The sequence below is a fragment of the Microbacterium lacus genome, assembly GCF_044794305.1.
GTDB lineage: Bacteria > Actinomycetota > Actinomycetes > Actinomycetales > Microbacteriaceae > Microbacterium > Microbacterium lacus_B.
This window is the reverse complement of record NZ_CP084996.1, coordinates 2,303,837-2,329,068: the sequence shown is the minus strand read 5'-3', so window position 1 is coordinate 2,329,068 and position 25,232 is coordinate 2,303,837. Positions and strand designations below refer to the sequence as shown.

23 protein-coding genes are annotated in these 25,232 nt (G+C 66.0%); 15 read left to right on the top strand and 8 right to left on the bottom strand.

Features of this window, described 5'->3' with window-relative positions; all coding sequences use genetic code 11:
• The first annotated feature begins 119 nt into the window (after window positions 1-119).
• The 3 genes from LG299_RS11100 (at window position 120) to LG299_RS11090 (ending at window position 2,432) form a co-directional block, all read left to right on the top strand.
• Window positions 120-1,058 carry a ParA family protein gene (locus tag LG299_RS11100; RefSeq protein ID WP_404430177.1) on the top strand — a complete coding sequence of 313 codons (939 nt, stop codon included), beginning with the start codon at window positions 120-122 and terminating at the stop codon, window positions 1,056-1,058.
• Window positions 1,058-2,032: a ParB/RepB/Spo0J family partition protein gene (locus tag LG299_RS11095; protein ID WP_404430175.1), complete on the top strand. Its 975-nt coding sequence runs from the start codon at window positions 1,058-1,060 to the stop codon at window positions 2,030-2,032. Before LG299_RS11100 ends, LG299_RS11095 begins: the two co-directional genes overlap by 1 nt.
• 70 nt (window positions 2,033-2,102) lie before the next feature.
• On the top strand, window positions 2,103-2,432 hold the full coding sequence (locus LG299_RS11090; protein ID WP_404434865.1) for a tryptophan synthase subunit alpha: 330 nt from the start codon (window positions 2,103-2,105) through the stop codon (window positions 2,430-2,432).
• Between the two features lie 75 nt (window positions 2,433-2,507).
• Here LG299_RS11090 and trxA read toward each other — a convergent pair whose 3' ends face one another.
• From trxA to LG299_RS11070, 4 genes are all read right to left on the bottom strand, one after another.
• On the bottom strand, window positions 2,508-2,831 hold the full coding sequence (gene trxA / locus LG299_RS11085; protein ID WP_404430173.1) for a thioredoxin: 324 nt from the start codon (window positions 2,829-2,831) through the stop codon (window positions 2,508-2,510).
• A 77-nt stretch (window positions 2,832-2,908) separates the two neighbouring features.
• The gene (gene trxB, locus LG299_RS11080) at window positions 2,909-3,895 is read right to left on the bottom strand and encodes a thioredoxin-disulfide reductase (RefSeq protein ID WP_404430171.1); all 987 of its coding nucleotides are present in this window, start codon (window positions 3,893-3,895) and stop codon (window positions 2,909-2,911) included.
• A 101-nt stretch (window positions 3,896-3,996) separates the two neighbouring features.
• Window positions 3,997-5,610, bottom strand: a complete 1,614-nt coding sequence (gene murJ / locus LG299_RS11075; RefSeq protein WP_404430169.1) for a murein biosynthesis integral membrane protein MurJ — start codon at window positions 5,608-5,610, stop codon at window positions 3,997-3,999.
• Window positions 5,607-7,793, bottom strand: a complete 2,187-nt coding sequence (locus LG299_RS11070; protein ID WP_404430167.1) for a DUF6049 family protein — start codon at window positions 7,791-7,793, stop codon at window positions 5,607-5,609. Before LG299_RS11070 ends, murJ begins: the two co-directional genes overlap by 4 nt.
• Before the next feature lie 109 nt (window positions 7,794-7,902).
• On the opposite strand from LG299_RS11070, the gene LG299_RS11065 reads away from it, so the two are divergent.
• The 5 genes from LG299_RS11065 (at window position 7,903) to LG299_RS11045 (ending at window position 14,359) form a co-directional block, all read left to right on the top strand.
• A complete protein-coding gene (locus LG299_RS11065) occupies window positions 7,903-9,438 on the top strand; it encodes a methyltransferase (RefSeq protein ID WP_404430165.1) in 1,536 nt (511 codons plus the stop codon).
• A gap of 49 nt (window positions 9,439-9,487) precedes the next feature.
• Window positions 9,488-10,915, top strand: a complete 1,428-nt coding sequence (locus LG299_RS11060; RefSeq protein ID WP_404430163.1) for a CCA tRNA nucleotidyltransferase — start codon at window positions 9,488-9,490, stop codon at window positions 10,913-10,915.
• A 66-nt stretch (window positions 10,916-10,981) separates the two neighbouring features.
• Window positions 10,982-12,313, top strand: a complete 1,332-nt coding sequence (locus LG299_RS11055; protein WP_404430161.1) for a GAF domain-containing protein — start codon at window positions 10,982-10,984, stop codon at window positions 12,311-12,313.
• Window positions 12,314-12,408: 95 nt separating this feature from the next.
• Entirely contained in the window at window positions 12,409-13,956 is a 1,548-nt protein-coding gene (locus LG299_RS11050; RefSeq protein WP_404430159.1) for an aldehyde dehydrogenase family protein, read from the top strand.
• Window positions 13,957-13,960: 4 nt separating this feature from the next.
• Window positions 13,961-14,359, top strand: coding sequence for a DUF779 domain-containing protein (locus LG299_RS11045; protein ID WP_404430157.1), 399 nt, complete (start codon window positions 13,961-13,963; stop codon window positions 14,357-14,359).
• On the opposite strand, the gene LG299_RS11040 is transcribed toward LG299_RS11045, so the two are convergent.
• Together LG299_RS11040 and LG299_RS11035 are read right to left on the bottom strand one after the other, a co-directional pair.
• On the bottom strand, window positions 14,356-15,516 hold the full coding sequence (locus LG299_RS11040; RefSeq protein ID WP_404430155.1) for a hypothetical protein: 1,161 nt from the start codon (window positions 15,514-15,516) through the stop codon (window positions 14,356-14,358). The two genes, LG299_RS11045 and LG299_RS11040, sit on opposite strands and share 4 nt — an antisense overlap.
• 22 nt (window positions 15,517-15,538) lie before the next feature.
• Window positions 15,539-16,195 (bottom strand): TetR/AcrR family transcriptional regulator, encoded by a 657-nt coding sequence (locus tag LG299_RS11035; protein ID WP_404430153.1) that lies wholly within the window; start codon window positions 16,193-16,195, stop codon window positions 15,539-15,541.
• Window positions 16,196-16,261: 66 nt separating this feature from the next.
• On the opposite strand from LG299_RS11035, the gene LG299_RS11030 reads away from it, so the two are divergent.
• The 5 genes from LG299_RS11030 to rplI all read left to right on the top strand — a co-directional run bounded on the left by LG299_RS11030 (window position 16,262) and on the right by rplI (window position 19,423).
• On the top strand, window positions 16,262-17,584 hold the full coding sequence (locus LG299_RS11030) for a glycosyltransferase (protein WP_404430151.1): 1,323 nt from the start codon (window positions 16,262-16,264) through the stop codon (window positions 17,582-17,584).
• A gap of 115 nt (window positions 17,585-17,699) precedes the next feature.
• Window positions 17,700-18,083, top strand: coding sequence for a 30S ribosomal protein S6 (gene rpsF, locus LG299_RS11025; RefSeq protein WP_404430149.1), 384 nt, complete (start codon window positions 17,700-17,702; stop codon window positions 18,081-18,083).
• A gap of 5 nt (window positions 18,084-18,088) precedes the next feature.
• A complete protein-coding gene (locus LG299_RS11020) occupies window positions 18,089-18,601 on the top strand; it encodes a single-stranded DNA-binding protein (protein ID WP_404430147.1) in 513 nt (170 codons plus the stop codon).
• Between the two features lie 104 nt (window positions 18,602-18,705).
• On the top strand, window positions 18,706-18,960 hold the full coding sequence (gene rpsR, locus LG299_RS11015; RefSeq protein WP_404430145.1) for a 30S ribosomal protein S18: 255 nt from the start codon (window positions 18,706-18,708) through the stop codon (window positions 18,958-18,960).
• 10 nt (window positions 18,961-18,970) lie between these two features.
• Entirely contained in the window at window positions 18,971-19,423 is a 453-nt protein-coding gene (rplI, locus tag LG299_RS11010) for a 50S ribosomal protein L9 (protein WP_404430143.1), read from the top strand.
• A 133-nt stretch (window positions 19,424-19,556) separates the two neighbouring features.
• On the opposite strand, the gene LG299_RS11005 is transcribed toward rplI, so the two are convergent.
• Entirely contained in the window at window positions 19,557-21,044 is a 1,488-nt protein-coding gene (locus LG299_RS11005) for a chaplin family protein (RefSeq protein ID WP_404430141.1), read from the bottom strand.
• A gap of 85 nt (window positions 21,045-21,129) precedes the next feature.
• Complete coding sequence (locus LG299_RS11000) at window positions 21,130-22,146, bottom strand: hypothetical protein (protein WP_404430139.1); 1,017 nt, start codon at window positions 22,144-22,146, stop codon at window positions 21,130-21,132.
• Window positions 22,147-22,714: 568 nt separating this feature from the next.
• Between LG299_RS11000 and dnaB the strand changes: the two genes are divergently transcribed.
• A complete protein-coding gene (gene dnaB / locus LG299_RS10995) occupies window positions 22,715-24,091 on the top strand; it encodes a replicative DNA helicase (protein ID WP_404430137.1) in 1,377 nt (458 codons plus the stop codon).
• A gap of 108 nt (window positions 24,092-24,199) precedes the next feature.
• Window positions 24,200-25,105 (top strand): phosphotransferase family protein, encoded by a 906-nt coding sequence (locus tag LG299_RS10990; RefSeq protein ID WP_404430135.1) that lies wholly within the window; start codon window positions 24,200-24,202, stop codon window positions 25,103-25,105.
• The last annotated feature ends 127 nt before the right edge of the window (window positions 25,106-25,232 follow it).

Genomic DNA, 25,232 nt, shown 5'->3' with positions numbered 1-25,232 from the left:
TCGATAGGGCGCTGGCGCGCCTACTAGACCACCGAACCGGAGTCTCGACCGACAGGGATCGAGTCATCGCGGGATAGAGTGGACGCTGACCACCGACGACCTGCAGGAGAGCGTTTCACGTGAAACTTCCCGACGACACGGAGGCGGCAGCACCCTTCTCGCTCGATGACACACCGCTCGCCCGTGAACTCGCAGATCTCACCGCCAGACGCCGTGTTCTCGCCAGTGCCGAGGTGCAACTTTCAGGCAAGACCCGTGTTCTGACGGTCTCAAACCAGAAGGGTGGGGTCGGGAAGACCACCACCACCGTCAACATGGCTGCTGCGCTGGTGTCGGTCGGCGCTCGTGTGCTGGTTATCGACCTGGACCCCCAGGGAAACGCCTCCACAGCGCTCGGTGTGCCCCACACAGCCGACATCCCCAGCATCTACGACGTTCTCATTGACGAGTTTCCCATTGCGGACATCGTCCAGACGAGCCCGGAATCGCCGGATCTGCTGTGTGCTCCGAGCACGATCCACCTCGCCGGCGCCGAAATCGAACTGGTCTCGCAGGTAGCGCGCGAACATCGGCTCAAGACCGCCCTCGACGAGTATCTGAACAACCTCGACGAACGTCTCGACTTCGTCCTCATCGACTGCCCGCCGTCGCTCGGGTTGCTTACGATCAACGCTTTCACGGCCGCGAAAGAGCTCCTGATCCCGATTCAGTGCGAGTACTACGCTCTGGAGGGCCTCAGCCAGCTCCTCGGAACCGTGCGCATGATCCAGAAGCACCTGAATCCGCAGCTTCACCTGTCGAGCATCCTGCTCACGATGTACGACGGCCGCACCCGTCTGGCGCAGCAGGTCGCCGAAGAGGTTCGCGAGCACTTCGCGAAGGAAGTACTCGCGACAGTGATTCCGCGCTCTGTGCGGGTCTCTGAGGCGCCGAGCTTCGGACAGACCGTCATCGCCTATGACGGGCAGTCGGCCGGCGCCGTTGCCTACCGCGAGGCGGCCGTTGAACTTATCCGGCGTGAAAACGCACCCAACAACACCACAGAAGGGGAGTCCTGATGGCCAAGCGCACAGGCCTCGGGCGCGGAATCGGCGCGCTCATCCCCACCAGCGAGCCCACTGAGGCCCGCCCGGCGGACGTCTTCTTTCCTCGCAGCGCGTCGGAAGAAGACGAACAACAGCAAGAGGTCGAAGTACCAGACACGATCGCCGACCTCGTCGCCGTGCCCGGGGCGCATCTCGCGTACATCGACCCGATGTCGATCGTGCCGAACCCGCGCCAGCCTCGCACGCACTTCGATGCCGACGACCTTGCTGAACTCGTCCACAGTGTGCGCGAGTTCGGGGTGTTGCAGCCCGTTGTGGTTCGCGCGACCGAAGAAGGCACGTACGAGCTCATCATGGGTGAGCGCCGTACACGCGCTGCGCGCGAGGCGGGGCTCGAGTCGATCCCGGCCGTCGTGCGAGAAACGGCCGACGAGAACCTCCTTCGCGATGCTCTGCTGGAGAACCTGCACCGCTCGGAGCTCAATCCTCTGGAAGAAGCATCCGCGTACCAACAGCTGCTCGAAGACTTCGGGATCACCCAAGAGGAGCTCGCGGGGCGCATCGGCCGTTCACGGCCCCAGATCAGCAACACGATCCGCCTCTTGAAGCTCCCTATGCCGGTTCAGCAGCGCGTCGCCGCCGGTGTGTTGAGCGCGGGTCACGCACGCGCCATCCTGTCGCTTCCTGACGAAGATGCGATGCAGCGTCTCGCCGACAAGATCGTGAACGAGGACCTCTCGGTGCGTGCGGCGGAGGCCGCGGCGAAGCTTCCGGATGCTGCGCGCACCCGTACTCCGGCCCCACAGCCCGGAGCGCGCCGCGCCTACCTCGACGAGGTCGCCGATCGCCTCGGTGACCGACTGAACACGCGAGTGAAGATCGGTTTGACCTCACGAAAAGGCCAGATCAGCATAGATTTCGCGAGCATACAGGACCTGAACCGAATCCTCGAGGAGATGGGTGAAACGGGCTACGGCACGGCCTAGCGAGTCCGACCTGCCGGCCCGAAAAGGCGCCGAACCGAAGTACCCTTGATGGGTGAACGAACAGGATCGGATGCCGCGCAGGCGAGCGAGTCTCGAACTGCTGCGTGCCGAGGCATCCGACGAATTGTCTGTTCTCATCGCCGAACGCCTGCGTCACGGCGAGGACCCGTGGGACTTCATGGAGGACCTGCCGACGGTCGATGAACTGGTCGTGCTCACTCTTCGTGCCGAAAACATCGCCGAGAACGGCGGGTCACGCCCGAACGCGTCGCGTCACTACCGGGTGCTGCGCCAAATCGCCCTCGAGTACCCTCCGCTGACGCGCGCGGTGTGGCGATTGCTCGGCGACAATACGTCGCACCGCGCATGGGATGCCGCGCTGCGGTCCGAAGCATCCTGACCAACAAAGCTCCGAAAAAAACCCCGCTGACCAGGAAATAGTCAGCGGGGTTTCGTCGCTCTATCGAGCGAGATCTCAGCCGATGTAGGCGGCGAGGTCATGCTCGAGCGCGAACTTCGGCTTGGCGCCGATGATCGTGGTCTCGACCTGACCCTTGTTGAAGACCTTCATCGCCGGGATCGAGGTGATCTGGTACTTCATCGCCAGGTCGGGGTTCTCGTCGACGTTGAGCTTCAAGATCGTGATCTTGTCGGGGTGCTCAGACTGAATCTGGTCGAGAACCGGCGAGACCATGCGGCAGGGGCCACACCACTCGGCCCAGAAGTCGACGAGGACGGGGCCTTCGGCCTGAAGCACGTCCTGCTCGAAAGTGGCTGAGGTTGTCGCCTTGGCGGTCATTTTCTCTCCTTGGGTGGGAAGTCTGTTACTCGTTCGAACGCGCGCGAGGAGCGGATTGTTCCGCACGCAGGGGATTGTCAGGCGGCGTCGACCTCGGCGAGGTCATCGATGGGCGACGCAGACTCTGCGGGCGCGCCCGCTTCGCCGAGGGCGGCGAGGTAGTGCTCGACGTCGAGCGCAGCGACAGTTCCGCTGCCCGCGGCGGTGACGGCCTGACGGTAGGTCGGGTCGAGCACGTCGCCGGCGGCGAAGACGCCGGGGATGGAGGTGCGCGATGAGCGGCCGTCGACCCAGATCGTGCCCTCATCGGTCAGCTCGAGCTTGTTGTGCACGAGGTGTGTGCGCGGGTCATTGCCGATCGCGACGAAGATGCCATCGAGCGGCAACTCGCGCCGCGAACCATCAACCGTAGATTCGAGGACGAGACCTGTGACGGCGTCTTCTCCGAGCACATCGACCACGGCGCTGTTCCACACGAACTCGATCTTCTCGTTCTTGAACGCGCGCTCCTGCATGATCTTCGACGCACGCAACTCTTCGCGGCGGTGGATGACGTAGACCTTCGAGGCGAACTTCGTCAGGAAGGTGGCTTCCTCCATCGCGGAGTCACCGCCGCCGACGACAGCGATCGTGCGCTCACGGAAGAAGAATCCGTCGCAGGTGGCGCAGTACGACACACCGCGGCCCGACAGGCGAGCTTCACCCTCGATGCCGATCTTGCGCGGGGCGGAGCCTGTCGCGAAGACGATGGTGGATGCCTGGTGCACGGCGCCGGACCCGAGTGTGACGGTCTTGATCGGGCCGTCGACATCGAGTGAGACGACATCGTCGTAGAGCACCTCGGCGCCGAAGCGCTCGGCCTGCTCCTGCATCTTCGTCATGAGGTCAGGTCCCATGATTCCCTCGGGGAAGCCGGGGAAGTTCTCGACCTCGGTGGTGTTCATGAGCTCGCCACCGGCTTCGACCGAGCTCGCAACGACGAGCGGCTCGAGGTTGGCACGTGCCGCGTAGATCGCTGCCGTGTAGCCCGCGGGGCCTGAACCGATGATGATGACCTGACGCACGAAAACTCCCCTTTTGTATCGACGGATGCCTCGGCCCCGTCGAAGACCTCAACACATCGTAACGGCGGCACATTCCACACCACCCGAGTGTCACCGAATGTTCAGCTCGAGGAGCGCCCGCCCGGCAGAAAGCGTCGGACGAGGGCCAGTGCGGAGTCGAGCTCAGGCGCGCGCAACAGCGCAAGGAAGGCTGCGTACACCAGCAGCACCACGCCCCCGATGACCGCAGTTCCGACCGCGCCGAGAAGCTGGCTGGCGGTCGTCCACCCGGATGCACCACCGAGGAGGAGCCACGTGAGCCATCCCGCGCCGGCAGCGGGCACAGCGGCCAACGCAAATCGCCCGAGTGCCCGCATCCACGCCGCTGTCTGCACTCCTCCGAGGCGTCTGTGGAGCAGCCAGGTCGCGATAATCACCTGCACGACGCTGGCGATCGATTGGCCGAGCGCGACCCCCGCCGCGAGTTGCTCGACGGGCACGATCGCCTGTGCCACGAGCGCCGTGGTGATCACGATCGCCACCTGAACGAGGGTGAAGAAGAATGGTGTGCGGGTGTCGTTGTAGGCGTAGAACGTGCGCTGAATGACGAAGAGCACCGAAAGCGGAACCAGGCTCACCAAGAAGCACAGCAGCACGGGGGCCGCGGCGACGGCCTGCTCTGCGGTGTTGGTGAAGATGCGGGTGGCGGGCACCGCGGCGACGGCGAGCGCCGCGGTAGAGGCCACGATGAAGAGTCCCAGGGTGCGGATGCTGCTGAGGATGTCGTCCTTGACCTCGGTGTGGCGACCCGCCGCGGCATGCTCGCTGAGCCTTGTGAAGTACGGGGTTCCGATCGAGAGCACGATGATCGAGTACGGGAGCATGAACAGAAGCCAGGCGTACTGCGAGGACGCGATGGCGGGAAAGTCCCGGGAGGCGGCAGAAAGTACACGCGACTGCACGACGCCCGCGATCTGCCCGGCGAGCATCATCAAGAACGTCCAGCCGGCCAGGCGGCCGATGTGGTTGAGGCCCACGCCGCGCCAGCGGAAGTCGGGCCGCACGCGCAGCTTCGCCTGGCGCCAGAAGAGCAACAGGATCACCGCCTGGATCACGATGCCGAACGTCGCGGTTCCCCCGAGAATCGCGATCATCTCGGGCGTCCAGCCCTCGATCTGCGTCACTGGAGCGCCGAAGAGGGCGATGAACACCAGGAATCCGACGATCGAAACGACATTGTTGACGATGGGCGCCCAGGTGAACGGCCCGTAGATGCGCCGCGCGTTCAGTGCCTCGCCGACGAGGGCGTAGAGGCCGTAGAAGAACAGCTGGGGAAGGCACCAGTACGCGAACGCCGTCGACAGTGCGAGCTGATCGGGAGTGAACTTGTCGGCGTAGAGCTGCACTAAGAACGGCGCGGCCACCATCGCGAGCACCGTCGTGGCCAGCAGCACCACCGTGCCCAGCGTGAAGAGCTTCGACACGAAGGCACTGCCACCGTCATCGTGCGACGCGGCCTTGACGATCTGCGGCACCACAACAGCGCTGAGCAGTCCCGCCGAAATGATCGCGTAGATGTTGTTGGGCAGTTGGTTGGCGATGGCAAACGCGTCGGCCGCACCACTGCCCACAGAACCGATCGCGGCGACGAGCACGATCGATCGAACGAGGCCGGTGAGGCGCGAGACGATCGTGCCGGCACCGATGATCACGCTCGCTCGGCCGATGCCGCTCACGAAGACTCCTCGTCGGTCGGTGATCCCTCGTCCGTCTTGCCCTTCGCGCGCGCTCGCAGGATGGTGCGGATCACGCCGAGCAACACGAGGCCTCCGACGACGATCGACAGGGCGATCACACCGAAGGTCTCCCACTCTGCGCGGACGCTCACTTCGACCGTCTCGGGTGGCCCGATCGCGACGCTGGCGCGGCTGCGCAGCTGAAGCGAGAGTTCGACCTCGCCGTTGCCGACACGGGCTTGTACCGGCACCTCGACACGTGTGTTGCTCGCAGCGGTCCCGACGATCGGCGTCGCACGCTGAACATCGAGCCGAAGGTCGTTGGGCACCGCGTAGAGCACGAGGTTCACCGGGTACGGAAGGTCATTGCGCACGGTGAACCACAGGCGGGCGTCCGCGCCGAAAAGGTTGATCGAACTCGTCGGCAGCAGCCGAACCGACTCGAGGGTCGTCGCTGTCTGGGCCCGATGCTCGCCGACGGCGACCATCGACCGTGCAGGTTCATCGATCCATGAAACCCCGAGCAACTGCAGGATCTGGCCCCGCTCGGGTCCGGTGATGAGCGTGACGTCGTCGAGGATCGTCGCGAACCGTGCGAGCTCGGTCTCTTCGGCGAAGAGAAGGGATGCTGTGGTCACACGCAGCGGGTCAGCTGCAGCATCCACCATCTCGATCGTGGATGCCGGCGACTCGGCGAGGTCGTCGAGCGATACCGCACTGGCTCCGGGTGCGGACGCTGCGGCCATGATGGCCGTGCGCAAACCCACGCGGGACCGCTCCGTTCCGCGGTCGAGGGTGACCAGCAGTGGAGCGCCGCCGACCTGGTTTGCGGCAAAAGCCAGGTGCGCGGTCGCGGCGGTCAGTGCTGCGCCACGAAGGGGAGAGTCATCGATCCCGGATGCCTCGGTCAACTCTGCAGAGATCGTGCTGTCGTAAACGAGCGCAGCGGCGTCGCCGACTCGAGCGGGAGCGGCAACGGTGGCACCCGCGGAGCCGGCGGTGGTCTGAGTCGAGGTGAGGAGCGTGAGCGAGGTGAGGTCGTCCTGGGCGATGCCTCCCAGCGTCCCGAGCGCATCGGTGCTCGGTGCCCCGCTCGCGGGCCACCACACATCGGGCCGCGCCGAGCCGATATCGAAGAGCTCGTCGACTGTCGGATACACCGGGACGGTCGGATCAACGGTGGCGGACGGCGTCGGAGTGGGCGTGGGCGTCGCACCGAGTGTGGCGTCCGGTACGGGGAGGAAGTTCTCGGCCTGCATGAACGAGGTGAGGGTGGGAGGACCGAGTGGGCGCGAAAGCCCGGCGTCCATCTGGATAGCGGGATCCGCATCGCCGTACTGCAAGGCGAAACGCTCGTTCTCCAGCGCGAGAAGACGCTCGAGCCAGACGGTGGCCGACTCGGGGGCGGAAGTCCCGAGCACGCGGATCGATGCCGGAATCGCGGGGTCTACAGCGAGGATGGCAGGTGTCCCCTCCACGGCATCGAGCTCGTTCGTGAGGTAACCCGTCGGCGCGGTGAGTTCTGTCAGTTCGACGGCAGTGAGCAGGGCCGCGGAGCGGGCTCCGGAGGTGATCGGCACGATGACGCCGATCTGAATCGCAGTCGCATCGTCTGGCACGACCATGACGCTCGTCGACGTGACGGGCCCCGTCGCGCCCTCGTAGGTCGCGCTGAGTGGGTAGACGCCCGGCTCGCGTCCGGCGAGTACGGGCGAGGTCGCGTCGACGACGATGCCGTTGGTTTCGCTCGCACCCGATGCCACGGCGGGGATGCTGGTCGTTCCGACGTCCTCCAGGGTGACGGTGGCGGAGCCCCCGTCGAGCCACTCGGTGAGCGCAACGCGATCGAGGAGTTCTTCAGCGCCCAGGCGAAGCGTGACACTCACCGATTCTGTGGCTTCGCGGGTGTCGTTCTGGATCGTGACTGACACGGCCAGCGCATCGCCCGCTCGGACGATGCCGTTCGCGAGGGGCGAGAGGGTGAACGCCGTCGTGCCGGTTCCCGTGCCGACTGTGGGAGTCGGGTTCGGCGTCGGTGTCGTCGTTGCCGCCGCGGGAGCCGCGAGTCCGGTCGCCAGCAGAATGGCTCCGACGGCGGCAAGCAGTCTGAGTCGCCCTTCGTGTCGCCGGCTGTGGGGCCGGGCACTGCGGGCACCGTGGGGGTGCGGCATCGTGACGGTCATAGGTGTGTGGTTCGCTCCTGTGCGATATCCGGACCGCACGATCAGGTCAGATTCTACGTTCCGAGCCCTAGAGGCCCCCGCCACCCACGCGTGACGATTGAATGGACGAGTGCCTTCTCGCCCACTCCCGCCCACGCCCGACGCCGGCCTCTGTCAGGCACTGGCCGCCGATCTGAGTGATGCGGGATTCGCGTCTGCCGGTCTGCGCGCGATGTGGGGGGCGCCCGCGGATGACGCGATCGTCCGCGGTCTGCGGTCTCCGGCCCTACGCGGGCTCGGGGATCGCGCGGATCCGTTGGCCGTGCTGGGCCGTCTCTTCGTGCTCGGGATGCCGCAGGGCGAGGCATCCGTCGCCGACGCACTTCCCCGAACGCGCGCTGCGGGGCTCAGCGCACTCGGACTCGTCACGGTCGCCGACGGCCAGGCGACCCCGGCGGTGCTGGTGCGCCCGCAGTCCTTCGCCGACGAGTTCGGCGAAGGCGAGTGGTGGATCGCGAGTGACCTCGACGAAGCCGCGCTGCAGGGACCGCTGCCCGAAGACCACGTGCTCGGCGTCGGTGGCGCATCGTTGACTCTGGCGGGGCTGCAACTGCCATTGATCGCTGACAGGGGCCTTGATGTCGGTTCGGGATGCGGCGTCCAAGCGCTGCGCGCACGGCGCATGGTCGACCACGTCGTGGCTACTGACATCTCGGAGCGCGCGCTGTGGTTCACCCAGCTCAATGCCCTGCTGAACGGCGTCGACGGGATCGAGACCCGGCTGGGGAGCCTCTTCGAACCCGTCACGGGAGAAGAGTTCGACCGCGTCGTGTCGAACCCACCGTTCGTCATCACTCCGCGGGTCGCCGGTGTGCCGGAGTACGAGTACCGCGACGGGGGGATGGACGGCGACGACCTCGTTGCTGCCTTCGTCCGCGGCGTCGGTGGCCTACTCGCGCCGGGCGGGGTGGCTCAACTGCTCGGCAACTGGGAGACCCGAGGCGGTGTGGACGGTCTCGACCGGGTCCGCGAGTGGGTCTCGGCGTCACCGGTCCCGCTCGATGCTTGGGTGATCGAGCGCGAGAGTCTCGACCCTCTCGCGTACGCCGAGCTCTGGGTACGCGACGGGGCGACCCTGCCCGGAACCCCCGAGTTCGCGCGGCTCGTCGACGCCTGGCTCGACGACTTCGCGTCGCGCGCTGTGACCGCGGTGGGATTCGGATACCTTCTGCTTCGGCGCCCGATCTCCGGCTCGCCGACCCTCGCGAGGTACGAGCGGCTGCCGCAGGCCTTGCCCGGCACCGGCATCGGGGCGCACCTCGCGGCCGCGCTCGCCGCGCACGATCTTGCGGTGCAGGTGAGCGACGTCGAGCTCGCCGCATCCACTCTTCTGGTCGCTCCTGATGTGACCGAAGCCCGGCATCAGCGCCCGGGTGAGGACGCGCCGACGATCATCGAACTCCGACAGGGCGCGGGTTTCGGTCGCGCGCTCGCGGTCGACCCGGGATTGGCTGCTCTCGTGGGCGCGTGTGACGGCGACCTCAGTGTCGGGGTCCTCATCGACGCGATCGCCGAGCTGCTCGAGGTCGACGCTGAGGCACTGCGCGCCGATCTGCTGCCGCGCGTGCGAGAACTGCTGTTCACGGGGTTTCTCGGCTTCTCCTGAGCGCAGCCGCCCCCGGGTTCGCCCAGATCTGCGCCGGTAGGCTGGCTTCATGCTCAACATGGCCGAGGGCGTCGCACGCCTCGGTGCGCTCGCCGAGTCACCCGTCGTCTCGAGGCTCGCTCACGCCTTCGCGAACGCGGGCTTTGACCTGGCGATCGTCGGCGGGCCTGTACGCGACGCGTTGCTCGGTCACCCGGTGAATGACCTCGACTTCACCACCGATGCGCGACCCGACGACATCCTGCGGATCGTCAAGCCGATCTCGACGGCCCAGTGGGACATCGGTCGGGCCTTCGGCACGATCGGCGCCCGCGTTGCCGGTGAACAGGTCGAAATCACCACGTACCGCGCCGACAGCTACGACGGGGTCACCCGCAAGCCCACGGTCGAGTTCGGCGACACGCTCGAGGGGGATCTGCACCGCCGCGACTTCACGGTGAACGCGATGGCGCTGCGGGTTCCGACGCGCACTCTTGTGGATCCTGCGGGGGGAGTCGAAGACCTCGTGCGCGGGCTGCTGCGCACTCCCGCCGACCCGCGTGTCAGTTTCGGCGATGATCCGCTTCGGATGCTGCGCGCCGCCCGCTTCTCGGCACAACTCGGGTTCGAGGTTGACCCGGCGACAGCGGACGCGATGGCAGAGCTCCGTGAGACGCTGAAGATCGTCAGCCCCGAGCGCGTTCAGGCCGAGCTGGTCAAACTGTTGATCACCGACGACCCGGTGCGCGGCATCCGTCTGCTCGTCGATACCGGGTTGATGGGCGAATTCCTCCCCGAGATTCCGGCCCTGCGGCTCGAAGTCGACGAACACCATCACCACAAGGACGTCTACGAGCACTCGTTGACCGTGCTGCAGCAGGCGATCGACCTCGAGCACCTGCGCTTTCCGGATGCCGCGCCAGACCTGACCCTGCGGCTCGCGGCGCTTCTGCACGACATCGGCAAGCCCTCGACGCGGAGGCTCGAAACGGGCGGGGGCGTGACCTTCCACCACCACGACGTGCGCGGAGCGCGGCTCGCGCGCAAGCGCATGAACGCGCTGAAGTTCGACTCCGCCACGACCGACGCGGTCGCGCAGCTGATCGAGCAGCATCTGCGGTTCTTCGGCTACGCAGAGGGTGCCTGGACAGATTCGGCGGTGCGTCGGTATGTGCGGGATGCCGGTACCGAACTCGATCGCCTGCACATCCTCACCCGCGCCGACGTCACGACCCGCAACAGCCGCAAGGCGGCGAAGCTCGCCCGGGCCTACGACGACATCGAGCGGCGCATCGCCGAACTCACGGTCGCGGAGGAGCTCGGCGCGATGCGCCCGGCCCTGGACGGCAATCGCATTCAAGAGGTGCTGGGCATTCGCCCCGGCCCCGAGGTCGGCAAGGCCTACCGGTTCTTGCTCGACCTGCGCCTGGACGAGGGCGTCCTCGACGAGGCCGAGGCCGAAGGCCGCTTGCGCGCGTGGTGGTCAGAGCAGGGCTGAGCCGGCCGACCTGACCCGCAGGCGACCTAGACTGACAGCACGCTCCCCGACGCCGATCGGAGCACGATGCCCTCGCCGTGGTCACCTCGACGCGAAGTCTCTGCGCAGACTTCGCGCCTGCTGATCGAGCGCGCGCACGAAGAGTTGGTGGCCGGCAACGACGGCGATCGGCGGATGCGCGATGTGCGCCCGCTCGTACAAGAGTCGTGGCGTCGGTCACTCGCGGGGCTCGTCGGGGCTGAAGCGCTCCCGCCCCTCGATCTTGCGAGCGCCGAGCTCGACGAGTACCGCCGTATGCATCCGCTCGCGGGTGTCATGGAGATGATCCGCGCCCTGCTGCTGCCGGGCGAAGTGAGCGACTCGGGTGTTGTCGTCGCGGTCGGCGACGCCGCGGGACGGCTGCTCTGGGTAGAGGGCGATCACCGCATCCTGACCCTCACCGGAGACATGGGGTTTGTCGCGGGGGCGAACTGGTCAGAGGCCGCCGTGGGAACGTCCGCTCCGGGCACCGCACTCGAACTCGACAGCTCGGTGCAGATCAGCGGCGCCGAGCACTTCAACCGCCTCGTGCAGCCGTGGTCGTGCACGGCCGTGCCGGTGCACGATCCCGAATCCCGCCGCATCCTCGGGGTCATCGACGTGACCGGAGGCGAAGAGGTCGTCTCGCCGCAGGCGCAATTGCTCGTGGATGCTACGGCCCGCGCGATCGAAGGCGAACTGCTCGTCGCCCGGCTCCGGGCGCGTGCCGAGCCGCCGGCGCGACCGGCGCGACGCCTCGCGCCGAAGCCCGAGGCCACTCGCGCCACGTTGCGCGTGCTCGGCCGGGACAAAGCTCAGCTCGAGGTCGCCGGCGAAGACTCCGAGACGATCACCGACATCGGGCCCCGGCACGCCGAACTGTTGCTCATGCTCGCCACGCATCGGCAGGGTCTCTCGGCCGAGCGCCTCGGCGAACTGGTCTACGGCGACGCTGACGGATCCGCTGCGGTGACTCTGCGCTCCGAGATGGTGCGGCTGCGCAAGGTGCTGGAGAAGACCGCGCCCGCGCTCGTTCCACAGTCCCGCCCGTATCGCTTGATGATCGACCTCGAGACCGATGCGCAGCAGGTGCTGTCGCTGCTCGACCGCGGGGCGCATCGCGTGGCGCTTTCGGCGTACCGCGGCGATGTGCTCCCTGATTCGACGGCTCCCGGGGTCGAGGAGTTTCGTGATGCCGTGCGCACCGCGCTGCGCGAAGCGCTGATGGCCGAGGCATCCGTCGATGTTCTGCTGACCTTCGCCGACACGGCCGCGGGAAGCGAAGACGAAGCGCTGTTGCGCCTCTGCCTCAAGATGCTCCCGCCGCGCTCGCCGCGCCGCGCCGGCCTCGTCGCGCGCCTCGAACGCCTCGAGGCCTGACCTCCGCACGAGCCGCCGCAACCTTCTGCAACGTGCCGCGGCCTACCGTCGACGCACGCGACAACGGCTGTCGCGAACACGTCGAAGGAGACACAATGACGATCGTCGAAGAGGGCGTCTCGAGCATCTACGCCGCCCCGAACACTCGCGGCGCAGTCGCGGACTACCGCCCCCGCTACGGCCATTACATCGGCGGCGAGTTCGTCGATCCAGTGAGGGGCCAGTGGTTCGAGAACATCTCGCCCGTAAACGGCAAACCGTTCTGTGAGGTCGGGCGCGGCACGGTCGAAGACATCGACAGGGCAGTGGATGCTGCGTGGAAGGCGTTCGCCACGTGGGGCAAGACCAGCGTGACCGAGCGCAGCAACATGCTGCTGAAGATCGCCGATCGCATCGAGGAGAACCTCGAATCGATCGCCGTCGCCGAGACATGGGAGAACGGGAAGCCCGTCCGCGAAACGCTCGCCGCCGACATCCCGCTGGTCGTCGACCACTTCCGGTACTTCGCCGGCGTGCTGCGCGCCCAAGAGGGCGGCATCTCGCAGCTGGACGAAGACACCGTCGCGTACCACTTCCAGGAGCCGCTCGGTGTGGTCGGTCAGATCATCCCGTGGAACTTCCCGATCCTCATGGCCGTGTGGAAGCTGGCCCCGGCGCTCGCCGCGGGCAACTGCATCGTGCTTAAGCCTGCCGAGCAGACTCCGGCGTCGATCCTCTTTCTGATGGACATCATCGGCGACCTCATCCCGCCCGGAGTGCTGAACATCGTCAACGGCTTCGGCATCGAGGCGGGTGCTCCGCTCGCCTCGCACAAGAAGATCCGCAAGATCGCGTTCACGGGCGAGACCACCACGGGCCGCCTGATCATGCAATACGCGTCGCAGAACCTGATTCCGGTCACACTCGAACTCGGAGGCAAGAGCCCGAACGTCTTCTTCGAGGATGTCGCCCGGGCGAACGACTCGTTCTACGACAAGGCGCTCGAGGGCTTCTCGTTCTTCGCCCTGAACAACGGTGAGGTGTGCACGTGCCCGTCGCGGGCGCTCATCCAGCGGTCGATCTACGACCAGCTGCTCGGCGATGGCATCGAGCGCGTCCGCGCGATCACGCAGGGCAACCCGCTCGACCCCGAGACCATGATCGGCGCCCAGGCATCCAACGACCAGCTTGAAAAGATCCTGTCGTACATGGATATCGGACGGCAGGGTGGTGCCAAGGTGCTGATCGGTGGCGAGCGCGCCGACCTCGGTGGCGACCTGACCGACGGCTACTACGTCCAGCCGACGATCTTCGAGGGCACGAACGATATGCGCATCTTCCAGGAGGAGATCTTCGGGCCGGTGCTCTCTGTCACATCGTTCAAGGACTACGACGATGCGATCTCGATCGCCAACGACACTCTCTACGGCTTGGGCGCTGGAGTGTGGAGCCGCGACATGAACACCGCTTACCGGGCCGGCCGTGAGATCCAGGCCGGGCGCGTGTGGACGAATACGTACCACCAGTACCCCGCACACGCGGCTTTCGGTGGGTACAAGCAGTCCGGCATCGGTCGCGAGAACCACCTCAAGATGCTCGATCACTACCAGCAGACCAAGAACCTGCTCGTGTCGTACGCCGAAGGCCCGATGGGCTTCTTCTAAACCGATGCCCATCACAACGCAGTACGACAGGGTGGCCGTGACGGATGCCGCGGCCACCCTGGTGCGCGAACTCACCGCGCAACACGGAAAGCTGATGTTCCATCAGTCCGGCGGATGCTGCGACGGCAGCTCGCCCATGTGCTACCCGATCGGCATGTTCATGACGGGGCCCAGCGATGTGTCGCTCGGTTCGATCGAGGTGGGCCTGGACGACCCGGTCGAGATCTTCATGTCGGAGTCGCAGTTCGAGTACTGGAAGTACACGCACCTGACCATTGACGTCGTGCCCGGCCGAGGCGCGGGATTCTCCGTCGAGGGCCCGACCGGCATGAGGTTTCTCATCCGTTCACGCATGCTCGACCACGCCGAGCTGGCGCACTTCGGGCTCGGGGGTGAGAGCTAGCGGCTGCCCCAGCCGAGGAGCCACCCGAAGATGCCCAACACCTGCGGGACAGCCCAGAACAGCAGAATCACGCCGCCGACGATGATCGCCGGCCACGCGATGCCGCGTTTGAGGCGCTTTCCGGGCGCGGCGACTCCGGGCGGCGGCCGTAGCGCCTGGACCGGTGCCGCGAAGGGCAGCGCGGCATCGGAGGTGATGGACGGGACGGATGCCGCATCCGCCCGCATTTGATCGTCGCGCCAGCGCGACCACTGTGCGAGCTTCTCGAGCAGCGCAGCCACCGCCGAGAACAGCCACGCCCAGGTCGCGGGGTCGAGGGTCGTGAATTGACGCTTGCCGTAGAGGAAGAGCCAGTCGTCCACGATCTCGACGTCGAGTTGGGCCGCGTTGTCGATGAAGCGCGCCATGATGTCGGGCGTGAAGAGGTACAGCGCATCGGTCTCATAGCCCGCGGGACAGTACAGCGAGAAGAAGCGGTCGAAGTCGCCCTCGAGGCTCAGTCGCTGGTCCCTCTGAAAAGGGATCGGCAGGTTCGATCCGAAGAAACTGTTGTTGCCCTCGGCATCGAGCACGATGTGCGGCAAAGGGACGTCGAGCTTGACGGCCACGTACCCCCACTGGTGAGTAGTGCGGCTCTTGCCTGATCCCGTCGAGTAGGTGTAATTGCCGAACTCGACGAAGCGCGGCTGTTGGCCGCGCACGAGGTCGGTGGACTGCCGCGATTTTCCGATGTTGAAGATCATGCCGGGCAACGCGGGGCCCCGGACGCCCGGGTCGTAGGTCATCCCATTCGCCCGGGCGAAGCGATCGAGCCGAAATCGGCGATCGCTCGCTCCGCGAAACCCTCGGAAGATGGCGAAGCCGATGGCGACAAACGCTCCGGCAAGCAAGAGCATCGGCACGAACGAGAACACCACTCCGAAGACGCCGCTCGCTCCGGTACCGGACCCGATCGCGGCGATCGATGCGATGACACCGGCCATCATCCCGGCGAAGATCGAGACGAAGATGGATCCCACCACTACGACGATGACGATTGTGATGGCCGTCTGCGCGCCACCCAGAGAACCCGGAATCCGTAGCGACCTCGAGAACGACCGCACTGCGACGGGATCGACCGGGTCAGTCAGTGGACGGGCGTCGAACGGGACGGACATGGCTCCACGGTAGCGGGGCGCGTCAGCGGATGAGCTCGGAGCGAACCGCGCGGTGCAGCCATGTCACGTAGCGTTCGGTGCTCCAGCCGGACTGGGCGACGAGTTGCTGGTACCCCTCTGGCGAGATCAAGAACGATAGCGCCGCGGCTGTCGCATCAGGGTCGGCGGCGGGCGTCATGTACCCGCGCGCGGTGAGCTCGGCCACCAGCATTCGCAAATCGGCAGCCCGATGAGCCAGGATTCCCTGCAGCGCTGCGTCAACCACGGGGTCGGATGCCGCAGCCCCGAGAAGGACGGTCCACACCGCATGACCGCGCGAGTTGGCGACGGTGATTCGTTCGAGCACCGCGTCGAGGAACCCTTCGTCGGGGAGATCGAGTACGCCGCCACCGATCTCGGTCTCGGCGAGCGATTCTGCGGCCTCTGAACCCGAGAAGGTGACCTCGAACGCGGCAATGAGAAGTTCAGCCTTGGATGCGGCCGACTTCACCGTCTCGGCCGAGACCCCGGCTTCTCGCGCGATCGCCGTAAGCGTCGTCGCCTGGTATCCCTGCGTGGCAAAGAGGCGAGCGGATGCTTCGACAATGCGCCGACGGGTGTCCACGGCCTGTTGCGCTCGCAACTGCGACCGGTAGGCGCGTGGAACCCCAGACTCGGTCGGAAGGATCTCAGAAGACATATTGACTTACCCCACGGTGTAGTGAATACTTCATCAGTACATTCAATACTACCGAGAGACCAACAGATGTCCAGCTACCTCATCACCTGCACTCCGGCACATGGCCACGTCATGCCCCTGCTGCAGATCGCTCGTCACCTCGTCGCACGCGGCGACCAGGTGCGCTTCATGACCAGCGTCCGCTACGCCGATCGAGTTCGTGCCGCCGGAGCTCAGTTCGTCGCGCTGCCCGCCAGTGGGGACGTCGACCTCGACGACGTCGACGCCGCCTTTCCCGAGCGCGTCGGATTGAAAGGACCTGCCGCGCTCCGCTTCGACATGAGCAACCTCTTCGTGCGCCCCGCCGCCGCCCAGCTCGCTGCCGTGCGCGCAGAACTCGCGATCGCCGACATCGACGCGGTGCTCACCGAGCCGCTCTTCATCGGCGCTGCCCTCCTCGCACAAACGCCACTGAGTGAGCGCCCGCCCATTGTTGCTTTGGGCATCTTCCCTCTGGGAGCCAAGAGTCGCGACACCGCGCCGTTCGGCCTCGGGATCACACCGCTTCCGGGTTTGATGGGGCGTCTGCGAAACGCCGCGCTCTCTGCCATGGCCGAAAAAGTGATCTTCGGCGGCGTCCAGCGCGAGGCTGACGAGATCAGCGTGCGCGAGACGGGACGGCCTCTCGGCGGCTTCGTCCTCGACTGGCCATCACGCGCAGACGTGATGGCGCAGTTCACCGTGTCTGGATTCGAATACCCGCGCTCCGACCTGCCCGACACGGTGCACTTCGCAGGACCGCTCCTGGCCCCACCCGGGAGCGAGGCTCTGCCGAAGTGGTGGTCCGATCTGGACGGATCGGTGCCGGTCATCCACGTCACTCAGGGCACGATCGCCAATTCTGACTTCGCGCAGCTCGTGCTGCCGACTGTCACCGGGTTGGCAGCATCCGAGGTTCTGGTAGTGGTCTCTACCGGGGGCCGACCGCGCGCTACGCTTCCCGCCGAACTGCCGGCGAATGTTCGCGTCGCCGAGTACCTCCCGTACGACAGACTGCTTCCGCTGGTCGACGTCATGGTCACCAACGGCGGGTACGGCGGGGTGCAACAGGCGCTGTCGCACGGAACGCCGCTGGTCGTCGCGGGTCAGACCGAAGACAAAGTCGAGGTGTCGGCCCGAGTCGGGTGGTCGGGCGTGGGCATCAACCTCAAGACCAACGCGCCGTCCGCTGAACAGGTCGCGAGTGCGGTGCGGCGAGTGTTGACGGACGAGTCCTACGCCGCACGCGCACGCGCGTTGGCCCACGAACTCACCCGCGCGAACGGGCTCGATGGGCTCGACAGGGTGCTCGAGACCCTCGCAGAACCAGCCGATGACCGGCAATTCGGCGTCGGTCGAGGCATCCGGTAGTATTGGAGGGTTGTCCATCTACGCACCCCTGTGTGCGATTCGTGGATGACGTGCACACACCCTCCTGCTGTCGGGAAATGCCCGGCAGCCGTTCTAGTCCGAAGGAGGTGGGTTAGTGACGCACCAGTACGAACTCATGGTCATTCTGAGCCCCGAGATCGACGAGCGCCAGGTCGCCCCGACCCTCGACAAGTTCCTGAAAGTCATCACCAACGATGGTGGCTCGATCGACAACGTCGACATCTGGGGCAAGCGCCGTCTTGCGTATGAGATCCAGAAGAAGAACGAAGGCATCTACGCCGTCGTCGCTTTCACTGCGACCAGCGCTGCCACTCAGGAGCTCGACCGCCAGCTGGGTCTGAACGAGCAGATCATGCGTACCAAGGTGCTGCGTGCCGAAGACGCGATCGCCATGATCGCTTCTGAGAAGCAGCGTGCCGACGAGAAGGCAGCCCGCAAGGCTGCTCGTCCCGCGAAGCCCGTCAAGCAGGACGCGTAACGACGATGGCCGGCGAAACGATCATCACCGTCGTGGGAAACCTCACGGCTGATCCCGAACTGCGCTACACGCAGAACGGCCTTCCCGTCGCGAACTTCACGATCGCATCGACGCCGCGCAACTTCGACCGTGCCGCCAACGAGTGGAAGGACGGCGAAGCGCTGTTCCTCCGCGCGTCGGTCTGGCGCGAGTTCGCCGAGCACGTCGCGGGCTCGCTGACGAAGGGTTCCCGTGTCATCGCGACCGGTCGCCTGAAGCAGCGCAGCTACGAGACGCGCGAAGGCGAGAAGCGCACCTCGATCGAGCTCGAGGTCGACGAGATCGGCCCTTCGTTGCGCTACGCGACCGCTCAGGTCACGCGTGCAGCGGGTGGCAGCGGTGGCGGACAGTCCCGTGGCCAGGGTCAGGTCGCTGAAGAGCCGTGGTCGACTCCCGGTTCGCAGCAGGCGTCCGCGCCGGCTGCCGGTGGCGACGCGTGGGCAGCCCCGGGCGCCTACGGCGACGACACTCCGTTCTGATCTCGATACGCCGCTTCGCGACTACTCGATCCGGCGGACACTCACGACACAGATTCCGGATGCCTCCGCACGAGGCATCCGACAACAACACCTAAGGAAACAACATGGCTGGAAAGTCAAGCGGCGACCGCCGCAAGCCGCGGAAGGGCGGGAAGGTCACTGCCCCCGCGAAGCCGACCCGCGTCGGGCTCATCGACTACAAAGATGTCGCCACCCTTCGCAAGTTCATCTCGGAGCGTGGAAAGATCCGCGCCCGTCGTATCACCGGTGTCTCGGTGCAGGAGCAGCGTCTGATCGCCAAGGCGATCAAGAACGCGCGCGAAATGGCGCTCCTGCCTTACGCCGGCGCTGGCCGCTAAGGAGCACCCGATGGCAAAGCTGATTCTCACGAACGAGGTCGCCGGGCTTGGTAGCGCCGGTGACGTCATCGAGGTCAAGAACGGGTACGCCCGCAACTACCTCATCCCCCAGGGCTTCGCAGTGGCCTGGACGCGCGGTGGCGAGAAGCAGGTGGCGTCGATTCGCGCCGCTCGCGAGTCGCGCGCGATCCACGACCACGAAGAGGCCGTGGCGCTCAAGGACGCCCTCGAGGGCGCCAAGGTGCGTCTGGCCGTCAAGGCCGGCACCGAGGGCCGTCTGTTCGGCTCGGTCAAGACCGAGCACGTGGCCGACGCCGTCAAGGCCGCTGGCCTGGGCGACCTCGACAAGCGCAAGATCCACATCACCTCGCCCATCAAGGCGCTCGGTGAGCACGAAGCCACGGTTCGTCTGCGCGACGACCTGACCGCCGTGATCACCCTGTCGGTGGTTGCTGCGAAGTAGCTTCACAGCACGACGGATGCCGCAGCCCGGCCCTCTCGCGAGGGTTCCGGTCTGCGGCATCCGTCTTTCGGTTCGCGCTTCTTTTGTTCACGCGACGAGGCGGGTCGGGCCAGGCGCCCGGCCCGCCTTCGCGCTACGCGACCCGGCGCCGCGCGACCGCGGCACCACCGGCGACGATGAGCACGAGGCCCATCAGAAGCGCGGCGAGTCCGCCAGTCCCCCCAGTTGCGGCGAGCTGGGTCGAGGCCATCGACGCCGTGGCGCCGATTGTCTCGGTGGTGTGAATCACGGTTCCGGGGGTGCCGGGTGTTCCCTCGGTACCGGGTGTTCCCTCGTTACCGGGTGTTCCCGGGGTTCCGGGTGTTCCGGGTGTTCCGGGGGTTCCGGGTGTTCCGGGGGTTCCGGGTGTTCCCGGGGTTCCGGGGGTTCCCGGGGTTCCGGGTGTTCCGGGTGTTCCGGGTGTTCCGGGTGTTCCCGGCGTTGTCGGCGTTGTCGGCGTTGTCGGCGTAGTCGGCGTAGTCGGGTTGATCACGGTGCTGTCACCGATCACTGAGACGGCGTTCCCGCCGATCGTGACGGGGAGGTTAATCACGGGGATGATCTGGTTTCCGCTGAGGATTCCGTCTTCACCCGAGGTGATCGGTGTGATCCAGCTGGTGCCGCCGGTCGTGCCGGTGTGTCCGGCGCTGCCGCCGATGACCGTGCTGTCTCCGATGACGGAGACGGCGTTGCCCGTGACGTTCACGGGGGCGTTGATCACGGGGATGATCTGGTTTCCGCTGAGGATTCCGTCTTCACCCGAGGTGACCGGTGCGGCCCACACGGACTCGCCTTGAGCGGGAGCTGCGGCGGGTGCCGTCGCCCCGTTCACGACGGTGCTGTCTCCGATGACGGAGACGGCGTTGCCCGTGACGTTCACGGGGGCGTTGATCACGGGGATGATCTGGTTTCCGCTGAGGATTCCGTCTTCACCCGAGGTGACCGGTGCGGCCCACACGGACTCGCCCTGAGCGGGAGCTGCGGCGGGTGCCGTCGCCCCGTTCACGACGGTGCTGTCACCGATGACCGACACCGCGTTGCCCGAGACCGTGATGGGCAGATTCACGTCGGCGAGGACCTGGTTTCCGCTGAGGATCCCGTCCTCTCCGGACGTGACCGGTCCTTCGACTGGGGCCGTGCTCGTCTCAGTGACCGCAGGAGCGGCCGCAGGAGCGGCCTCAGGAGCGGCCGCAGGAGCCGCGTGCACGACCGTGCTGTCACCGATGGCCGACACCGCGTTATCCGTGACGGTGATCGGGATGTCGACGCTCACGAGGGCCTGATTGCCCGACCCGATGCCGTCCTCCCCACTGGTGATAGGCGCCTCGGCCGGTGCGGCAGTGACGGGGGTCGGCTCGGTCACGGGAGTCGACGGCATCGTGACACGGGTGCTGTCGCCGATGACTGAGAGGGCGTTGCCGGTGACCGTGACCGGCACCGACAGGTCGATCAGGGCTTGGTTGCCGGACAGCAGTCCGTCCTCGCCCGTTGTCTCGGTCGCATTGGCGACCGTTGCGCTGAGCAGCGTGATGCCGCCAGCCAGGAGCGTACCCACAAGGGCGCGCTTGATGAAGGTGTGCATGATCTCTCCTTGAGACGTGTTGAATGATCGGATGCGCGCAAAAGGCGCGTGATTCTCTGCCGTCAGAAAGACGACGAGCATCCGGTCAGTCGGGAGAGACGTCGGTGGACAGCACGGGCGCGGCCGGGGCTACGTCGTTCTCGGGTCCGGAACGTCGCACCCAGGCACGGTATGCGATGACGAAACCGAGGGCGACCAGCACCCACGCGCCGGGACCCGCACCACTGGGTCCGACGAAGGCAGAGTCCGCCTGCATTACAGAGCGGAGAAGAGCAAAAGAGATGTCCGCGACGGCCGCGGCCGCTGTGGTTACCGCGGCTCCGTCAGCAGCAGAGAACGTGGCGGGGAGTTCCGGTGCGAGTGCGAGCAACGCCGTAGCGCCTGACGTATAGGCGGTACGGGCGAACAGGTCGAACGCGCTGGCTTCAGCATCCGTCGTCCTTGCGACGACCGTGCTCGTAACAACTCCGCTCGAGGCGAGCAGCGGTGCAACGACGGGAGAATCGGGGCTTGTAACGATGCCGGTGGTGGAGTCGACTGCATCCGTCAGGGTGCCGGTCACGCCATCTAGGGTGCCGGTGACCGCGCCCGCCGTGCCCTGTAGGAGGCCATCGACGCTCGAGCCGAGGGTTGTGGCGGCGGTGTCGATGCCGAGGGCGGATACCACCTCGTTCACCACGGGAACCGTGTCGACGACGGCGACCGTCGAGTCCACGATCGGCGCCACCACGCCGTAGTCGGCAATCACGGAGACGGTGTTCGTCACCGGAGCGACGACCGTCTCGACGACGTCGGCAACTGGCGGGACCGAAGCGACGGACTCGACCACGGGTGCGACAGGCTTGACGACCGCCTGCACGACCGGTGCCACGGGTTGGACGACAGTGGTGGCGGTTCCTTCGACAACGCTCGTGACAGCCACCGCGGTCTCTTCGACTGTCGATGTGAGGTCGCCGAGAAGACCGCCGTCTTCTCCGGCGTGCGCCTGCGAGGCGCCCAGTCCGAGAGCGAAAGAGAGCAGCACCCACGCGAACGCGACGCCGATTCCTGCGAGCAGCATCTTGGAGATTCTCGACAAGTGCTGCGAGTCTGCGGTGTCCACGTTCACCTCCGATACAACGATCGATGTCGGTCAGCTCTCGATTTGAGAACCGACCGTAGGGTGCCTGGGTGACCGACGCTAGCCCACATAGGGGGAGATGTCCACCCTCCTTCGACGAAGTCGCGGTCTATTCAGTGGAATCTGTACACAGGCAACTGGTATCAGATCCAACCTTCAAGTGACACTTCAAACACATCTCTACTCACAGCCCAGCCTAAGAAAAAAACGAGATCAGCATTTAAAAATGTCTCACACATCCCTCTATGAACGAGAGTTCTCCACAGACGTTGTGCACAGGCTTATCGGCGTTTCGCGCAGGCTCTCCACAGAGTTATCCACAGGACGTCTTGCATGTGTGAAAAGCGCTCTCTAGCGTGGGGTGCGGCCCACAGGGGATTGACGCGCCACACGTCGATGACGACGCATGTCGGGGGCTCGTGATCTGCTCACGTGAGGGCGAGAAGGATGCTGCGGCTTCTTGTCTCGTCTCTCTGGTGTGCGTTCACGCGCGTAGTCCAATCCCTGCAAGCAGTCCCTTGCGTAGCCGAATGACCCGAAGGAAGTGCACATGTCGATTGCCGACATCTCGGACGATCGCCTGGGTGGGCAGCGCCGGGAGCACGAGCGAACCCCGCCGCACGACCTTCTCGCTGAACAGAGCACGCTCGGCGGAATGATGCTGTCGAAGGATGCTGTCGCCGACGTCATCGAGACGCTGCGCGGACCCGACTTCTATGTGCCCAAGCACGAGCTCATCTTCGAGGCCATCCTCACGCTCTACTCGCACGGTGAGCCGACCGACGTCATCGCGGTCACTGACGAGCTGATCAAGTCGGGAGAACTGCAGCGCGCCGGCGGTGCCGACTACCTGCACACCCTCACCTCGATCGTGCCGACCGCGGCCAACGCCGGCTACTACGCCTCGATCGTCGGCGAACGTGCGTTGCTTCGCCGGTTGGTGGATGCTGGCACTCGCATCGTGCAGATGGGCTACTCGGGTCAGGGTGAAGCGCTCGACCTGGTCAACAACGCCCAGGCCGAGATCTACGGTGTCACCGGCGCGGACGCGGCCGAAGACTACGTCCCACTCGAGGTTGCCGTCAGCGCTGCCGTCGAAGAGATCGAGGCGGCCCGCGGCCGCGACGGCCAGATGACCGGCATCCCCACCGGCTTCGCTGGACTCGACACCCTGACCAACGGTCTGCACCCCGGCCAGATGATCATCATCGCGGCGAGGCCGGCTATGGGCAAATCTACGCTGGCTCTAGATTTCGCTCGCGCTGCGGCGATCAAGCACAAGTTCCCAACCGTTCTCTTCTCGCTCGAAATGGGCCGCAGCGAGATCGCGATGCGTCTCATGAGCGCCGAGGGTTCGGTGCCCCTGCAGAACATGCGCAAGGGAACGCTCGACTCACGCGACTGGACGACCATCGCCTCCACGCGCGGTCGCATCAACGACGCGCCTCTCTTCATCGACGACAGCCCCAACATGACGCTGGTCGAGATCCGGGCGAAGTGCCGCCGGCTCAAGCAGCGCGAGGGTTTGAAGATGGTTGTCATCGACTACCTGCAGCTCATGACCTCGGGCAAGCGCGTCGAGTCGCGCCAGCAAGAGGTGTCGGAGTTCTCGCGCGCCCTCAAGCTGTTGGCCAAGGAGTTGCAGGTTCCGGTCATTGCGCTGTCGCAGCTGAACCGCGGTCCCGAGCAGCGCGCCGACAAAAAGCCAGCCCTCTCTGACCTTCGTGAGTCGGGCTCGATCGAGCAGGACGCGGATATGGTCGTGCTCCTGCACCGCGAGTCGGCTTACGAGAAGGATTCCCCGCGCGCCGGCGAGGCCGACCTCATCGTCGCCAAGCACCGCAACGGCCCCACCGACACGATCACTGTGGCGTTCCAGGGTCACTTCTCGCGCTTCACCGATATGGCTCCCGGGGACTTCGGGTAGTTGTAGGTGTAGTTTCAGCCTTTTGACGGCCCAGGCGCGGAGGGTGTGCTGTGCACCGGCATCTGGCGCCTCGCGCAACTCGCGGTACTGTCGAGGATGTCCACCCGTATGCCCTGGAGCTCGCTGCCGGCGACCGTGACACGGTGGGTCGAAGCGGAGCTCGGTGGGAGAGTCGTCACCACGAACGCACAGCGGAATGGGTTCTCCTCTGGATCCGCCGACCGAGTGATGGCCGACAACGGGCGTCGAGTCTTCGTGAAGACGATGTCGCGCAGTCGCAATGCGGAGACCTTGGAGCTTCACCGCAGAGAAGCCGCAGTCATGCGGATGCTCCCGAATGAGGTTCGGGCACCGGCCCTGCTCGGTGTCTACGATGACGACGAGTGGATCGCCTTGATGATGCATGACATTGAAGGTGCGCATCCCGGCGGGCAGCACGGTGCAGACATACCCGCCGTGCTCGACGCGATCGCAGAGCTTCCGGAGGCCGCTGGCCGGCTCGGCACCCTTCCGCGACTTCAGGACGAACTGGTCGGCGACTTCAGCGCCTGGAACCGTATCGTCGCCGACGGTGTCGACAGCACCCTGCCGTCGCTCGCCCTCGCGCTGCGCGACCGCATGATGGAGGCCGCAGTCGGAGCCGCCGGCGCCGTCGTCGGCGATCATCTGGTTCACCTCGATTGCCGCGCCGACAACATCCTGATCGATGGATCGGGTACAGCGTGGCTCATCGATTGGCCATGGGCATCGATCGGGGCGCGTTGGTTCGACGGCGTCACCTACCTCCTCGATGTCGTAGTGCGAGGTGAGTCAGTCGACGTCGACTGGTATCTGAGCCACCCGCTATTCGACACCCTGCGGTCAGAGCAAGTGGATGCCGTGCTCGCCGCACTCGCGGGCACCTTCTACAACAACGCCCGACAGCCCTCACCCCCCAACATGCCTACGCTTCGCGCATTCCAGCGAGCCGAAGCGGACGCAGCCGTCGCCTGGCTCGCCCGCCGCTGGGCATAGCGGGGACAACACGACCCGCTTTCCGGCCGGACTTACCCGGGCATTTCGGGCTGCGATCTCAGCGCTTCGCCCACACGGACAGGTCGGCAACGCTCGCGCGCGAGGTTTGGGCACTCTGGGAACAGGC

What these genes read in the sequence shown, in the direction of transcription:
- LG299_RS11030 (WP_404430151.1), top strand. Translation starts at nt 16,262, where the DNA reads ATGTCCAGCTACCTCATCACCTGCACTCCGGCACATGGCCACGTCATG.
- trxA (WP_404430173.1), bottom strand. Translation starts at nt 2,831, where the DNA reads ATGACCGCCAAGGCGACAACCTCAGCCACTTTCGAGCAGGACGTGCTT.
- rplI (WP_404430143.1), top strand. Translation starts at nt 18,971, where the DNA reads ATGGCAAAGCTGATTCTCACGAACGAGGTCGCCGGGCTTGGTAGCGCC.
- LG299_RS11050 (WP_404430159.1), top strand. Translation starts at nt 12,409, where the DNA reads ATGACGATCGTCGAAGAGGGCGTCTCGAGCATCTACGCCGCCCCGAAC.
- LG299_RS11090 (WP_404434865.1), top strand. Translation starts at nt 2,103, where the DNA reads ATGCCGCGCAGGCGAGCGAGTCTCGAACTGCTGCGTGCCGAGGCATCC.
- LG299_RS11060 (WP_404430163.1), top strand. Translation starts at nt 9,488, where the DNA reads ATGCTCAACATGGCCGAGGGCGTCGCACGCCTCGGTGCGCTCGCCGAG.
- LG299_RS11055 (WP_404430161.1), top strand. Translation starts at nt 10,982, where the DNA reads ATGCCCTCGCCGTGGTCACCTCGACGCGAAGTCTCTGCGCAGACTTCG.
- LG299_RS10990 (WP_404430135.1), top strand. Translation starts at nt 24,200, where the DNA reads ATGCCCTGGAGCTCGCTGCCGGCGACCGTGACACGGTGGGTCGAAGCG.
- LG299_RS11095 (WP_404430175.1), top strand. Translation starts at nt 1,058, where the DNA reads ATGGCCAAGCGCACAGGCCTCGGGCGCGGAATCGGCGCGCTCATCCCC.
- LG299_RS11045 (WP_404430157.1), top strand. Translation starts at nt 13,961, where the DNA reads ATGCCCATCACAACGCAGTACGACAGGGTGGCCGTGACGGATGCCGCG.
- rpsR (WP_404430145.1), top strand. Translation starts at nt 18,706, where the DNA reads ATGGCTGGAAAGTCAAGCGGCGACCGCCGCAAGCCGCGGAAGGGCGGG.
- LG299_RS11035 (WP_404430153.1), bottom strand. Translation starts at nt 16,195, where the DNA reads ATGTCTTCTGAGATCCTTCCGACCGAGTCTGGGGTTCCACGCGCCTAC.
- dnaB (WP_404430137.1), top strand. Translation starts at nt 22,715, where the DNA reads ATGTCGATTGCCGACATCTCGGACGATCGCCTGGGTGGGCAGCGCCGG.
- LG299_RS11040 (WP_404430155.1), bottom strand. Translation starts at nt 15,516, where the DNA reads ATGTCCGTCCCGTTCGACGCCCGTCCACTGACTGACCCGGTCGATCCC.
- LG299_RS11020 (WP_404430147.1), top strand. Translation starts at nt 18,089, where the DNA reads ATGGCCGGCGAAACGATCATCACCGTCGTGGGAAACCTCACGGCTGAT.
- LG299_RS11005 (WP_404430141.1), bottom strand. Translation starts at nt 21,044, where the DNA reads ATGCACACCTTCATCAAGCGCGCCCTTGTGGGTACGCTCCTGGCTGGC.
- LG299_RS11070 (WP_404430167.1), bottom strand. Translation starts at nt 7,793, where the DNA reads ATGACCGTCACGATGCCGCACCCCCACGGTGCCCGCAGTGCCCGGCCC.